The sequence below is a fragment of the Corallococcus llansteffanensis genome (assembly GCF_003612055.1).
Lineage (GTDB): Bacteria > Myxococcota > Myxococcia > Myxococcales > Myxococcaceae > Corallococcus > Corallococcus llansteffanensis.
In genome coordinates this window covers 1-13,117 of record NZ_RAWB01000275.1, presented here as the reverse complement: position 1 = coordinate 13,117, position 13,117 = coordinate 1, and the positions used below count along the sequence as shown (strand labels likewise).

The window sequence follows — 13,117 nt, the reverse complement described above, 5'->3', positions numbered from 1 at the left end:
GTCGCAGCCCGTCAGCAGCAGCGCCGACATGGCGGCGCTCGACAGCACGGCATGCATGACAAGGGAATGGGCCACGGAAGGGGACCGTCAGGGGCTCGGGGTTGGCGCGGCGTGCGCAATCCAGCGCACGGCACACGGACACGGCCGGGCCCGGCGGCCCGTGTCCGCTAGCGCCGCAGGGAGATTTCCAGGCCGTACTGCGGATCCATTCCGGTCCGGCCATTCGCGGTGACGCGGTCCAGGCCCACCTGGGCGGACAGCCGCAGCTTCATGCCCGCGAGCCGGCCCGTGATGCCCGCGGCCACGTGGCTGGTGAGCAACAGCGGATCCGCCTGCCGGAAGCCGGGCGCCGTCAGGCCCAGCACGCCCCAGCCCACGCCCACCTCCGCGAACAGCGGCGTGCGCGCCGGGTTCTGCAGGCCCACCAGCCCCTCCAGCGTGAAGCGGTGCAGGCGGATGCCGTCCCGGGACGCGAGCGGCGTCACGCCGTAGGCCCCGCGCGCGCCGTAGTACAGCAGGTGCATGGAGGCAGACGGGGTGCGCCACGACAGGCTGGGGCCGGTGGCGAAGCTCGCCAGGCCCAACGGCGAACGCCCCGCGCCCAGCCCCAGCTCCCAGGCGGAGCCGGTCGCGGACGAGGGCGCGCTCAGGCGCGGCATGAGGCCGCCGACGGTGGACGGCTGGAAGGCGGTGAAGTCCACGGGCACCAGGCCCGCGGCGACGACGTACTCGTCGTAGAACGAGCGGTCCAACGGCACGGCGAACAGGCCCTGCCGGAGCGCCTCCTCCGCGGGGCCGCGCTCCTGCAACTCCCGGGGGTGGAACTCCGGCGTCCCCGCGGACAGCTGCGCCAGCGTGACGCGCGCCTCCGCGTCCGGCGCGCGCACCCAGTACACGTCGCGCGGCGGCAGCAATATCTGCGTCCACTGCTGCGGGGAGCGCCGCACGTCCACCAGCCGCTGGCCGTCCGCGTCCTCCACGGACAGGCGCGCGTACTCGAAGCCCGCGGGGAAGGTGACGCTGGGGCCTTCCGGTGCCGGGCCCACCAGCGGACGCCGGGGCGCCGCCGTGGGCGCGAAGGCGTTCACCGACAGCCGCGCGGGCATGCCCTTCACGCCGTGCAGCGACGCGGCCACGAAGGCGGCCAGCTCGCTGTACTCCACCTGTCCGTCACCGTTGATGTCCGCGCCGCCCAGCAGGCCGGAGCGCGCCACGTGGCTGAAGACGCCCGCGCGGATGCGCGACCACTCGTGCGTCTCCCCGTCGTCGCTCTCCGCGAAGAGGGCGCCCACGTTGGGCCGCGACGCCAGCTGCTCGCGCGCGAGCACCCCGCGCAGCTCCGCCAGCAGCGCCGCGTCCGGCGTCCCCCCGCGACGGCCCACCACGCCCGACGCGCGGCACGCGTCCGCGATGACGTGCACGTAGTCCGCGCCCAGCGGATCCACGACCTCCGAATAGAGGCTGGTCCGGTCCAGGCGCGCGTCGGCGAGCGTGAAGTAGGCGCGGCCCGCGTCGTCCGTGTTGCCGTGGCCCACGTAGACGATGAGCACGTCCACCTGGCGCCCCGCCGCGTGGTCCGCGAGCGAGGCCGCCTGGAGCCGCTTCACCGCCTGCTCCACCGCCTCGCGCGTGGGCGCGCGCGCGGCCTTGAGCATGAGGCTGCCCGCCTCGCGCGTGGACTCGTCCGGGTCCACCAGCAAGGTGGTGTCCACGCCCAGGCGCTTGAGCGTCTCCGCCCACAGCACGCCGTCGTCGTCCGCGTAGCGCAGGGGCGCGAGCGCGGGGTCGTCACTGCCGTTGTGCGCGATGACGAGCGCCCGGCGCACCGTGTCCGCCAATGCCTCCGGAGCCGCCAGCAGCAGGGCCGCTCCCAGGAGCATCTCCAGCTTGTTCATGGTCCTTCCTCTACCCGGACCTCCTGCCTGAGCACCACCACCCCCTCCGTCGTCCCGCCACGCAAGGCCGCCAGGGTGGCGTCCGGGTGCTCGGAGAACGTGGCGGTGACCTCGGCCATATCGGACGTCGCGGGCAGGGCGACCGTCAGCTCCAGGGGGCCTTCCTCGCCCGCGCTGCCGCTGAGCGCGAACGGCCCGTTGACCTCCTCGCGTCCCCCGGCGCGCACCCGCACCGCCACGTGGGTGTAGGGCGAACGGGCACCCGCCGCGAACGCCAGCGTGGCGCCGGGCGCGCAGGCGGTCCCCGTGCGCACCTCCCGCAGCGGCTGGCCGGGGACCGCGCAGAAGATGCGCAGCACGGGCTGCGCCAGCGGCACGGTGGGCGGGGCCGGATCATGCACGACCCCCCTCGGGCTCCACTCGGGCTCCGTGGGGGTGGGGCGGACGGTGGGCACCACCACCACGGCGAAGAGGGCCGCGAGCGTGGCGCCCAGCACCGCGAGCGTGGGCCAGCGGGAGTGCACCGCGTCCGGAGGGGCCGCCGCGGTGAGGGCGGCCTCCAGGCCCGCGACGGTGAGCGTCTCCAGCTCCATGGCGGTGGGCGTGTCCGTCTGGCCGGATTCGAAGACGCGGTGGGCGCGGGCCCACTTGTTGTACCGGCTGCCGCAGCGCGGGCAGGCGTGCGCATGGCGCAGGAGCCGCGAGGATTCAGGGCCGGACAGCTCGCCCAGGGACCAGCGCGTCAGTCCCGCGTCCACATGTCGTTCGTACCACTTCATGGGATGCTCCCGAATGGGATGGCGCACAGGGACAGGGTGGCCAGCATGATGCCCAGCTCCAGGCGTCCCGGTGCGACGTCACTGTCCAGCCAGCCCGAGTCCTTCAGGTGTTCGGTGAACTGCAACCGCAGGCGGCGCTCGCGCACCCGCACCTCGCCGCGGGTGAGCTTCAACTGATCGGCGGCGGCCTCCTGGGACAGGCCCTCCATGAAGCGCAGCTGGGCCAGGGCCCGTCCTTCGTCCGGCAGGGCGTCCAGGAAGCGGCGCACCAGGGCGCGGACCTCGGAGCTCAGCGCCTCTTCCTCGGGGGTGCGGCTGTCGTCAGGCGCGTGCACCAGCTCCGGCGCGTCATCCAGGGGGACGGCCTCGCGGGCCACCCGGCCGGAGGCGCGCATCAGGTCGATGGCGGTGGAGCGCGCCACCGTGAGCAGGAAGCCCAGGTAGGGGCGCACCCCGTCGTAGGCCTGGCGCATGTGGGGGCGGAAGGCCCGCACGAACGTCTCCTGGTGGGCCGCGTCCAGGTCCAGGGGCGTGAGCGCCACCGACCGCGAGCCCCCTTCCGAGTGCACGGAGAAGCGGCGCGACAGGTAGCGCAGCACCTCGGGCGAGTAGGTGCGGTACACCTGGGTGAGGACGGGGGGATCCCCCCGGCGGAAGGCCTCCAACACCGACCGCTCGTTTCCTGGCAGCACGTGGATGCTCCGTCCCTGCGCGGGCTGGCCGGGCCCCGCGCCCGTCCACCCCTGCCCTTCTGGAAAAGAGATACGAAATGACCCCGGAAATCGGGTCGTGCCCAAACGCTCAAGGCGCGTTTTATTGAGCAGGGGACGTCCCGGGGCGGCCGGGTGGATTCAAACCCGGTGCGTCGGGTGTCAGGGCGCGGGGTCGACCACGTGGCCCGTCCACCAGCCGGGTTCGTCCTCTTCCCAGCGCAGCGTGTAGTGCCCCCCGTAGATCCGGGTCAGGTGCTGGAGCATGACGGTCCGCGCTTCCTCGAACGGGGCAGAAGGCGGGCACTCGAGCAGCCGCCCATCGAGGATCGTGAGCGGCTCCGTGTAGACGGCATAGCGCCAGCCTTCGAGCGGCTTGGGATGGTAGAGCACGACGCGGCGGGGCTGCTCCTTCTCCGCATCCGGGTCCGTTGGCATCCCGTTCCCACTACCACGGTGGGGATGCCTCTCGCATGGCGCCGCCTGTCCACACCGCGAGGGTCAGGGGAAGGCGTCCACGACGGTGTAGCCCACGCTCAGGGGCACGATGGCGGCGCCGGGCTTGGAGCCCGCCTCTTTCCACCAGCCCTCTCCCGGGTTCCCGAGCACGATGCAGACGGGGTAGGTGTGGCCGTCGGGTGTCTCCGCCCGGGTGTAGTGGCCCATGACCCGCTTCCCACCCGTCCAAAGCCGGCCGTAGAGCAGGGTGCCCTGCGGGAGGCGACCCATGCTCTCCTTCTGGACGCTGACGATGTCGCCATCTCCGACGGTGACGTTCTCGGCGTCGTCCCGCCAGCGGTAGCGGATGTCGAGCGTCATGGCGGCCCTGTTATCCCTCTGCAGGTCCAGCTCCTTCATCGCCTCCAGGGCGGCCTGTGGGCAGCGCTGGGGTTCAGGGCGGAGGGGCGTGCCCGCGCAGGCGACAAGAGCGGCGGACGCAGCGCCGACGGCCAACGTGCAGCCCCGCGCGAGTGAGCGTGCGTGCGAGGTGCGGTCCTGCTTCAAGGGAACGGTCATGGCTTTCTCCTCCAGCGGGCGCGGCGCATGGGAAGGAGGGGCCGCCCCGGGCGCGGCAGCTTGGTCGGGAGCCGCCGGCCGCGCCATCGGTGGTGACACAGGCCGCGCGGCGTCGACCGTGGATGCCCTTGCCTGGGGCTTCAGGATCCAGATCAGCAAGACCATGGCCAGTACGAAGAGGATGCCACCTGCTCCCCAGTGCCAGGTCGCACGGAGCGCCTGTCGGCGACGCACCGGGCCCGCGGCGAGGATGGCCCGCGCTTCCATGCGGGCCACATGTGCAGGGGCCCGTCGGCGCAGCTCGCGGGCGTCGTGCATCGCCCGGAGCAGGTCCACGCGTTGGAGGCGTGCATGTTGGAGCGCCACTTCCTGTCCAGGCGCCACCGGGCCCGCCGCGCCTTCCTCTTCCTGGGTGGTGCGCGAGTGGGAAGAGGGCGGGAAGGCCCAGTCGAACAGCGGCACGTCCCAGGACGCGTCCGCCTCCGCCAGGGTTCGTCGGACTTTTGAGGCCAGGTCCGAAGCACTCGGGGGCCGCGCTTCGGGGGAGAAGGCGAGCAACCGGGTGACAAGCGAGGCCAGCGCCTCCGGTACGCGCGGGTTGATCGACAGAAGGGAAGGGAACGCATGCCCCTCCTCAAGCCGTGCTGCGTCCGCCCTCGACGCGGCGACCGGATAGGTCTCCGTCAGCAGTCGGTAGAAGCTGACGCCCACGGCATACAGCTCATCCGCCACCGAGTAGAGAGGGCGCTCCGCGGCTTGGATTGAGGACGCTGACGCGCGCAGCAGGTGGAGCTGGGGGCTGTAGTAGTGCGCCGTGCCAGGAGGAAGCTGGTCGGTCGCGGTGAGCGGCGCGGCCTCCGGGTGCCAGCCCGCGCCCCAGTCCAGGAGCTTGAGTCGTCCCCCGGGTTGGATCCGGACGTTGTCGCCCTTGAAGTCGCGGTGCAGGACGCCGCGCTGGTGCGCGAAGGCGAGGACCTCCGAGGCCTGCGCGAGCAGCCCGCCCACGTCGCGTGCGCTGGGGTTGCGAGCGAGTGACCACGCGTAGAGCGATTCGCCGTCCACATGCTCCATCACCAGGAACGGGTAGCCCATGGCACCGGGCCGCCACGTTCCGGTGGCCATCAGCCGAGGCACGCCCGGATGCCGCAACCGGGAGAGGATTTCCGCCTCGCGTGAGAACCACGGGCTGTCGGGGTGGCGGGCCAGCTTCAAGGCATACCGCCGGGCACGTAGTCTGCCCGCCCTGCGCACGGCGTAGACGGTGCCATAGCCGCCCGCCGCCATGCGTTGCAGGACTTCCCAGTGGGCCAACCGGGTGCCTGGGGGAAGCGCCTCCACGGACACCACGACAGGGAAGGGCGCGTCCGGCCTTCGCCGCGCTGCCCCTCCGGACGAAAGCTCACCGCGCATGAGCCCTCCACTCCCAAAGCCTGTCACAGCCACTCATGGTGCCACCTGTTCCCACCGGACGCCGCGTTCACCGCTCCGGTCCCACACCTCCAGGGTGAAGCGCGTTCCAGGAGTCGTCTCAGGGGGGGCCTGCCACTCCACCACCGCGACGGCACGAGCGCCGGGCTCCAGCTGTTTCTCACGCATGATTAGGGGGGACTCGTGGGCCGGCAGCACACGGCCCTCGGAGAGGTGTGGCGTCACGCGGGCAAAGCCTGGGACCCAGAGAGCGCCGTCCACGGGATTGATCAGCAGGGTCGCCAACGCGCGAGTGGAACCGGCGCGATAGAGCGTGTGCGGTCCTGCCACGTCCATGCCGATGCGAGTGGGTCCCGCTGAGAGATACGTCACGGTCACGCCCTTGCTGGTGACAGCCCCCGTCAGCACCGCGCCCCCCAGTCCACTGAACGAGCACTGCGCACGCAGCGTCGCGAGCCCCGCCTCGGTGGCGGCGCACCGGGCCCGCAGGTCCGCGAGCTCCCGACCCAAATCCTGCGCGCTGCGCCCCAACCGGAAGACCTCCACCTGCGAGTCCACTTCCCCATCCACGGTCGTGAGCACGAACCCCACCTGCGAAGGAGCACCCGGTCCCGCGAAGCGCACGGTGATCACGGGCCCCGTGCCCGAGGGCAGGTCCACGGAGGCCTTGAGCACGAGCGCGTCCGTATAGACGCCCACGCGCGAGAAGAACGGCGCGAGCGCGGCCCGGTCCACGGAGTCCGGAACGATGGGCGCGTCGAACGTGAGGGTGGTCACCTCATGGGCGGCGACGTGCAGCGGAAGCAGCACCGGGGGCTCCTCCGCGCGCAGCGTGAACTGCCGGGCCTTGCGCTCCCGCACCGGCGGAGTCCGGGGCTGTGCCACCGCCACCGAACCCACCACGGCCACCAGCACCACCACGGGAATGACCGAAGAGGACAGCGACATCACGGGTCACCTCCATCCTTCAAACCTAACAGATAGGGGTGACATGAAAGGGTCCTCCCGGCCCGCGCGGACCCGACACTGCGCGAACGTGACGTGAGAACCCAGCCTACCTGGGGAATGGGAGAGAGGGGTGAAGACGTGTCAGGGCGTCACCCGTGACTCCGCTACGACCGACGTCCCGTCTTCCGGGCGAAGAACGCGCGGTTGAAAGTCCCAAGGCCCCACATGCGCGGGTCGTCCGGGTGCGCCTCCTTGGCGAAGACCTCGTCGCTGCGCTGCGCGAGCCAGCGGATGAACTCCTCGCGCGACGCGAAGGTCGCCGTCGGCTGCGAGTCCCCCTGGGCGTACCGGAGGCCATGCACATACGTCCCATCCCCGGGCTTCCACAGCGCCCGGAACACGCCGTCCCGCGGGTCGATGGCGACGGACAGCTCGCCCCCGGCATCGAGGATCTCCGCCACCCGCAGCGCCAGCGCGCGCCCGTAGGGCCGGGCATCGAAGTGGGCTTCGGCGCGCGCCTGTTCGCGCTCCTCCCGCTGCTTTCGCAGCTCGTCCGTCAGCAGGATGCGCGGGGCCAGGTTCGCCTCGCAGACGACGGACAGCTCGATGTTCCCCCGCGCGGGGTCGGCGGCATGGTGCTGGCGCAAGAGGGCCTGGACCTGCTCGCGCTGCGCTTCGGGCAGGGCGCCGAACGTCAGCGCGCCGTCCGGGGCCGTGAAGATCAGCGTGTCGTCATAGACCTCGGCCTGGTGCTTCAACGAGGCGGACAGCTCGATGCGAGCAAGCTGCCGGGACGCGCATTCGGCGCGCAGCCAGCGGACGACGTCGGAGTGTTCGTTCAGGGATTCCATGGGGAAGGAGCCTCAGAGGTCGCCACACGCCATGACCGCGCCGCTGGGGTCGTAGAAGTCCTTCGCGCCCAGGTGCACCGCGAAGGCGTGCGTGCCCTGGTAGAACTCGAACGGGTGGGCGTGGGGGTCGCTCAGGTCGATGTCGCCGAGCGACTCGCACCGGCCCTCGTGGAGGAAGCCCACCAGCACACGGAAGGAGGGGTCGTTCGTGGTGAACGTGAAGCGCGTCTCCACCTGTTCCGGGTTGCCGGGGATCTCCTCCACGAAGAGGGTCGCGGTGACGCCGGAGCCCGCCACCTCCGCGAGCGGCACCACCCGGATCGCCTCCTCTCCGCCACACGCCGCGAGCCCCAGCAGCGCCAGCCACAGCCATCCATGTCGCATGCGAAGACCTCCCCCAAGCCCCAGGGCCGGGTATTCGCCGGGACCCTCGCACGAAGCAGGCCACCCCGGGGAGGTCCTCCCCGGGGCGCCCCCGGCGACGGACACACCTGTCAGCCTTCGTGGGGCATCGGGGCGTGGGACGGCCCTTGAAATCCTTCACGTCCTGACATGCCTGTCATGCTTCGCGGAGGGTGCCGGGCCCGCGCCGGAGCGGTGTGACGCTGGGCACACAGGGACCGCACGCCATGGCCGTGCCCTTGCAGTGCGCGGCGGCGACGCATCCCACCGCCGTCTTGAGGACGGCCTGCTGTTCCCGGTGAACGACATGACTGCTCGATCCATCATCCCCTCGCTGGTGCTGTCCCTCTCGCTGTGGGCGTTGCCGGCGGCGGCCGACGATGCTCCCTCGAACTCCGGGCTGGCGCTGGGCGTGCGCGCGGCGTACGGCGTTCCCGTGGGTGACGCGGTGGAGGACAGCTCGCAGTCGGAGCTGTTCGGCACGACGGTGGCGCCGCAGGTGGACCTCTCCTACTTCTTCGGGCGGCAGCTCTCCCTGGGCGCCTACTTCCAGTACGGCTTCGCGAAGGGGCCCGAAGACTGCAACGACGTGACCGAGTGCAACAGCCGGGTGCTGCGGTTCGGCGTGGACCTGGACTACCACTTCGCGCCGGACGCGTTCGTGGCCCCCTGGGTGGGCGTGGGCGTGGGCTACGAGTCCGGCTCGGTGGAGATTGGCGAGGACGGAGCGCTCGCGACGGTGTCCCTGAGCGGCTGGGACCTGGGGCACGCGCACTTCGGCGTGGACTTCCAGCTCACCCGCTCCATCGCGGTGGGCCCCTACGTGTCCGCGTCGTTGGGGCAGTACTCGGAGATGACGTCCTCGGTGTTCGGGGGCGCGGAGGTCACCCGCGACATCCCGAGCGAGCAGAAGGCGCTCCACCTGTGGATCCAGCCCGGCGTGCGCGTGCAGATCCGGCTGTAGTCGCGTGCCGTGTCCTCACGCCTCCTGCGAGGGAGGCGTGGGTGGGGGCAGGGGATAGAGGACGCGGTAGTCGATGCGGTGGTGATACGCGGCCAGGTACGGGGCCCCCGCGATGTCGATGATCACCTGCTGGGGCGGAGTGGGGTGCTGGTGCAGCCAGGTCTCCGCCTCCGCCTTCGAAGCGAAGGACAGCCCCGAAGGCTTGGGCCCGTCGTTCGCCATCTCCGCGAGGTAGTACTCCAGGCTGTCGAGGGGACCCAGATGGCTCCATCCTCGGGCGCGGCTGTGGAGCACGATGAAGTATTGGTCCCCGATGAGGATGCGGGCGGAGTCGGGCGGTCGTTTCTGGGCCTTCAACCACGCCTCCGCCTCCGCCCGTGTGTCGAACCGGGCAATGGCAAGAGGGGGCGCATTGGCATCAATGCTCTGGACGTAGTCCTCGAAGTCGGAGCCCTGCCCGGACGTCTGGATGAACCGGATGGCATCGGAGGCAATGCGGATCGCTTCCTCGCTTCCAGGGGTGGTGGGGGCATCGTCGAGCCAGATGCGCCCGAGCACTCCTATCTGGTCGAAGAGCTTTGTCATGGGAGGGTCTCCGCCAGGGGATGTACGGGCTCCCCTGGATACATCGTCAACAGCAGCGTCGGCGCCAATACGACCAATCCCGCCCCTGCGGACACGACGACGAAAACGACACCTGCGATGACGACCAAGCTTCCCACCAGCAGTGATTTCCGGTGACGACTCGCCCAGTCCGAGACTTCCGCCGCGGAGGACAACTCCTGGGGACGAAGCTTCTCCAGGTCGACACAGTCGCGGTAGGCCGGCTCGCACTGTTCGACGCAGTGGTCGTTCTTCCCACCCTTCCCGCGCGGGATGCCGACATGACTGTAATCGCCAGACAGCGGGCGGCTCATGCACTGCCGGACGCACTCACGATTCTCCGCGTCGCAGTCGCGCACGGAGCGCGCGGTCCGCACGATGCGCGGCCCCTCCTCCGCCCGCACATACCTGGCGAGGTCGAACTCCCCCGCTGGCCGCCACTCGTGCGTGAAGCTCCCGTCCGGTGACTCCCGCAGGAGCAGCACCCTCCGGGGAAGCTCCTCGGGAGAGGGTGCCACCGCCGCCCGGGTCGCCCCACAGGCCGACAGCAGCACGCACAGGGCCACGGCCGTGAAGCGCTTCACGGCATCCCGGGTTCGCATCCCTGTCAGAACGCGCTGCCGTTCGCCCGCCGGCCCGGGGTCGCGAAGTCGTAGTTGTACAGGTCCCAGCAGTAGCCCCAGGTCCCCGTGGCGCTCGTGTCCGGCGAACGGTTGAACGACCAGCCCTGGTACACGTTCATGGCCGGGCTCGCGTACGAGTGGCTGTCCTGCACCGTGCCGTCCGGCCGCACCAGGTACACCGTGTCGCCCGCGCCGCTCTGATTGACGCCGCGGTCGAACCGCAGGCCCTGGCCGCCATTGGAGACCGTCGCGTACGTCGCGCCCTGCGGCAGCGCCGTGGCCCCCGAATACACCACGTACCCCTTGCCCGCCGGCAACACCGTCCCCGCCGCGAACGTGTGCCGCGCCGCGTCCGTGCCCGCGTACGACTTCGCGTCGTGGATCTTCCAGCCGCTCAGGTCCACCGACCCCGGCCCCGTGTTGTAGAGCTCCACGAACTGCTGGTCGTAGTCCGGCGTCGTCCCTCCCGAGATGTTGTTCGGCTGCGCCAGGTACTCGTTGATGAACACCTGCGCCGTGGGCCGCGTCATCGTGAACGGCCCGTCACTCAGGTCCGCCACGTCGGCGCGCGTCGCGTCCGCCACCCGCACCCGCGCCGTGGTGGAGGACTCGCTCGGCACCGTCCACGTGTAGCGCCCACCCCCCGCCGCCACGTTCGTCGCCACGTCGCGCCACACCGTCCCGTCCAGCGAGTACTGCACGTTCACCAGCGACACGTTGCTCACCGTCCAGGTGATGGCGAACGTGTTGCCCGCCTGGAGCGTCTCGCCGCCGTTGGGCGCGGTCACCTTCACGCTGCGCGCCTGCACCTGCGTGCCGAAGTCGAAGCGGCTGAAGATGGGGTAGTGGTCGGACGTGGTGCCCTTGTAGTTGGTGATGGCCGGCCGGAGCACCTCCGTGGAGGTCGCCACGTGGTACGGCACCAGCTCGTTCGTCACCAGCTGGTGGTCGATGAACTGGCTGTTGCTCACCGTGGAGCGCACCCCGGCCTCCGACAACGGCTGGGTGAGGAACTTGTAGTGCGTCGGGTCGCCCACCAGGTTCTGGAAGGGCGACACCTGCGAGGAATAGATGGACGCGTCCACGTCGTCATTCCAGTCCCCCATCACCATCACGTTCTGCGTGGGCAGGTTCGTGTCCAGGTACTCCTTGAGGCACGCGGACGCGCCCTGGCGCCGGCTGTACGCATCCGCATCCGCGAAGGCCTTCATGTGCAGCACCATCACGGTCAGGTCCACCGAGGCGGAGTTCCGCGTCACCCGCAGGTCCACGCGCAGCGGCGGCCGGCCGGCGAAGTCGCTGGCGCAGTACGACAGGACGACGTTCGCACCCAGCACCTGCACCGCGTCCGTCTTGAACAGCAGGCCCAGCTTCTGGTCCGCCGTGCCGTAGTAGTAGGTCGGGCCCCCCACCCGCGAGGAGTCGTTGGACAGGATGGCGTCGTAGCCGGGCAGCCCCGTCTTCAGCGCGTTGAACTGATCCACGCCGACGATCTCCGCCACCGCCATCACGTCCGGGCCCGCGTCCGCGAGCACGGCCGTCACGTTGGCCAGCTGCAGCGCCTCGTCGTCCGGGCCATTGCCGGGCGTCGTGTCCCCGAACCACTCGATGTTCCAGTTGCCCACCTTCAGGGGCATCACCGCCGTCGTCCCGCCGTCCGGCTTCGTCCCACCGTCCGTCTTCGGCCCGCCGTCCGTCACCGGGCCACCGTCGGGCAGCTCCCCGGTCGGCGTGCGCAGGGGCAGCTGCATCACGACCTCGGCGCGCACCCCGTTGGCGTCCTCCACCCGCACCGTGAACTCATACAGCGCGGGATCCTGCGGCGTGCCGGACAGCACCCCGCTCGCGGGCATCTCCAGCCCCGGCGGCAGCGCCCCGTCCGCCTGCGACCAGGTCAAGGGCGGCGCTCCCCCGGTGGCGTTGAAGGTGAAGGTGTAGGGGCTGCCCGCCGTCGCGGCCGGCAGCGGCGACGCGCTGGTGATGGCCGGCGCCGGCCAGGCGCGCAGGGAGTAGGCCCGCGTGTCCTCGGCCCCCTTCGCGTCGCGCACGCCCACCGTCAGCGTCCACTCGCCGGCTTCCGTGGCGGGTCCCACCAGCCGACCGGTGTCCCCGTAGAACGAGAACCCCGGCGGCAGCGCGCCCACCGAATAGCTCAGGGGCGGCGTGCCCCCGGTCGCCGTCAGCACCTGCTCGAAGGGCGCACCCACCGTCACCGCGCGCAGGGTGACGGCGGGCAGCCCCGGCCCGTCCCCGCCATCCCGGGAGGGACACGCTGTCAGCGACACGAGGGAGGCAAGCAGGGCCAGGGACCAGACCGCCCGGAAGGACCGCGACATGATGGGATGCTCCAGCACCGGGCCCGCGCTTCAGCGGTCTTCCCGGCAGAGGGCCCGCACCTTATCGTGTCGGGCATTCGACTGTCGCGGAGTCGTCCGCTTGCCCGTGGCCGGGGGGCCTGACGCACCGTCACATGGCAATCGACGGCGCATCCCGCCGTCCTGTCTGGACAGGGCGGAAGGCTTTGCGCTCCTGTCGGGCGTGCAGTTGGATGGGTTCAGGCAGACGGAGGAGACAGTTCATGGCCGAGAAGTGGGACAGGCAGTTGATGGACTTCCTCAAGCGCACCGGCGAGGACCTCAAGCGCACCACGGACGACCTCCGCGGTGAGGCCGAACGCCTCCTCAAGGAAGTGAAGGACCCGGACAAGCAGGCCAAGGTCAAGGAAGGCCTGGAGCAGCTGCGCACCTGGGCCGCCGCCACCACCAAGACCGCCGCGGAGAAGATTGAAACCGCCGTGCGCCGCGTGGAGACCACCGTCGAGGAGGCCTTCAAGCCCGGCACCGGCGCCGCCGGTGCCCCGCCGGCCGCCGAGCCCCCGGCCGAGCCGGCCGCCACCC

General features: G+C 71.0%; 12 protein-coding genes and 1 pseudogene. 2 read left to right on the top strand and 11 right to left on the bottom strand.

Features of this window, described 5'->3' with window-relative positions; translation table 11 throughout:
- Positions 1–167: 167 nt before the first annotated feature.
- From D7V93_RS24180 to D7V93_RS24145, 8 genes are all read right to left on the bottom strand, one after another.
- The gene (locus D7V93_RS24180) at positions 168–1,895 is read right to left on the bottom strand and encodes a caspase family protein (protein ID WP_120645653.1); all 1,728 of its coding nucleotides are present in this window, start codon (positions 1,893–1,895) and stop codon (positions 168–170) included.
- Entirely contained in the window at positions 1,892–2,674 is a 783-nt protein-coding gene (locus D7V93_RS24175; RefSeq protein WP_208723131.1) for a hypothetical protein, read from the bottom strand. Before D7V93_RS24175 ends, D7V93_RS24180 begins: the two co-directional genes overlap by 4 nt.
- Positions 2,671–3,366, bottom strand: a complete 696-nt coding sequence (locus tag D7V93_RS24170) for an RNA polymerase sigma factor (protein WP_120645651.1) — start codon at positions 3,364–3,366, stop codon at positions 2,671–2,673. The genes D7V93_RS24175 and D7V93_RS24170 overlap by 4 nt, the downstream gene beginning before the upstream one ends.
- Before the next feature lie 180 nt (positions 3,367–3,546).
- Complete coding sequence (locus tag D7V93_RS24165) at positions 3,547–3,822, bottom strand: hypothetical protein (protein ID WP_120645650.1); 276 nt, start codon at positions 3,820–3,822, stop codon at positions 3,547–3,549.
- A 63-nt stretch (positions 3,823–3,885) separates the two neighbouring features.
- Complete coding sequence (locus D7V93_RS24160) at positions 3,886–5,811, bottom strand: serine/threonine protein kinase (RefSeq protein ID WP_120645649.1); 1,926 nt, start codon at positions 5,809–5,811, stop codon at positions 3,886–3,888.
- A gap of 33 nt (positions 5,812–5,844) precedes the next feature.
- Entirely contained in the window at positions 5,845–6,777 is a 933-nt protein-coding gene (locus D7V93_RS24155) for a DUF2381 family protein (protein ID WP_120645648.1), read from the bottom strand.
- 164 nt (positions 6,778–6,941) lie between these two features.
- A complete protein-coding gene (locus D7V93_RS24150) occupies positions 6,942–7,628 on the bottom strand; it encodes a hypothetical protein (protein ID WP_120645647.1) in 687 nt (228 codons plus the stop codon).
- 12 nt (positions 7,629–7,640) lie between these two features.
- On the bottom strand, positions 7,641–8,012 hold the full coding sequence (locus tag D7V93_RS24145) for a hypothetical protein (protein ID WP_120645646.1): 372 nt from the start codon (positions 8,010–8,012) through the stop codon (positions 7,641–7,643).
- Between the two features lie 325 nt (positions 8,013–8,337).
- Between D7V93_RS24145 and D7V93_RS24140 the strand changes: the two genes are divergently transcribed.
- Positions 8,338–8,994 carry an outer membrane beta-barrel protein gene (locus tag D7V93_RS24140; RefSeq protein ID WP_147451298.1) on the top strand — a complete coding sequence of 219 codons (657 nt, stop codon included), beginning with the start codon at positions 8,338–8,340 and terminating at the stop codon, positions 8,992–8,994.
- Positions 8,995–9,009: 15 nt separating this feature from the next.
- Here the strand turns inward: D7V93_RS24140 and D7V93_RS24135 are convergent, their stop codons facing one another.
- The 3 genes from D7V93_RS24135 to D7V93_RS45145 are packed head-to-tail and all read right to left on the bottom strand — an operon-like array spanning position 9,010 to position 12,556.
- Positions 9,010–9,579 carry a head protein gene (locus tag D7V93_RS24135; RefSeq protein WP_120645644.1) on the bottom strand — a complete coding sequence of 190 codons (570 nt, stop codon included), beginning with the start codon at positions 9,577–9,579 and terminating at the stop codon, positions 9,010–9,012.
- Positions 9,576–10,181, bottom strand: coding sequence for a hypothetical protein (locus D7V93_RS46805; protein ID WP_244237475.1), 606 nt, complete (start codon positions 10,179–10,181; stop codon positions 9,576–9,578). Before D7V93_RS46805 ends, D7V93_RS24135 begins: the two co-directional genes overlap by 4 nt.
- 23 nt (positions 10,182–10,204) lie before the next feature.
- Positions 10,205–12,556 carry a lamin tail domain-containing protein gene (locus tag D7V93_RS45145; RefSeq protein ID WP_158623841.1) on the bottom strand — a complete coding sequence of 784 codons (2,352 nt, stop codon included), beginning with the start codon at positions 12,554–12,556 and terminating at the stop codon, positions 10,205–10,207.
- Positions 12,557–12,798: 242 nt separating this feature from the next.
- Here D7V93_RS45145 and D7V93_RS24115 point away from each other — a divergent pair.
- Positions 12,799–13,117: pseudogene (locus tag D7V93_RS24115) on the top strand (transcriptional regulator); the annotation flags it as partial.

Coding starts and splice junctions, on each gene's coding strand:
- D7V93_RS24180 (WP_120645653.1), bottom strand. CDS start 1,895: ATGAACAAGCTGGAGATGCTCCTGGGAGCGGCCCTGCTGCTGGCGGCT.
- D7V93_RS24175 (WP_208723131.1), bottom strand. CDS start 2,674: ATGAAGTGGTACGAACGACATGTGGACGCGGGACTGACGCGCTGGTCC.
- D7V93_RS24165 (WP_120645650.1), bottom strand. CDS start 3,822: ATGCCAACGGACCCGGATGCGGAGAAGGAGCAGCCCCGCCGCGTCGTG.
- D7V93_RS24160 (WP_120645649.1), bottom strand. CDS start 5,811: ATGCGCGGTGAGCTTTCGTCCGGAGGGGCAGCGCGGCGAAGGCCGGAC.
- D7V93_RS24155 (WP_120645648.1), bottom strand. CDS start 6,777: ATGTCGCTGTCCTCTTCGGTCATTCCCGTGGTGGTGCTGGTGGCCGTG.
- D7V93_RS24150 (WP_120645647.1), bottom strand. CDS start 7,628: ATGGAATCCCTGAACGAACACTCCGACGTCGTCCGCTGGCTGCGCGCC.
- D7V93_RS24145 (WP_120645646.1), bottom strand. CDS start 8,012: ATGCGACATGGATGGCTGTGGCTGGCGCTGCTGGGGCTCGCGGCGTGT.
- D7V93_RS24140 (WP_147451298.1), top strand. CDS start 8,338: ATGACTGCTCGATCCATCATCCCCTCGCTGGTGCTGTCCCTCTCGCTG.
- D7V93_RS24135 (WP_120645644.1), bottom strand. CDS start 9,579: ATGACAAAGCTCTTCGACCAGATAGGAGTGCTCGGGCGCATCTGGCTC.
- D7V93_RS45145 (WP_158623841.1), bottom strand. CDS start 12,556: ATGTCGCGGTCCTTCCGGGCGGTCTGGTCCCTGGCCCTGCTTGCCTCC.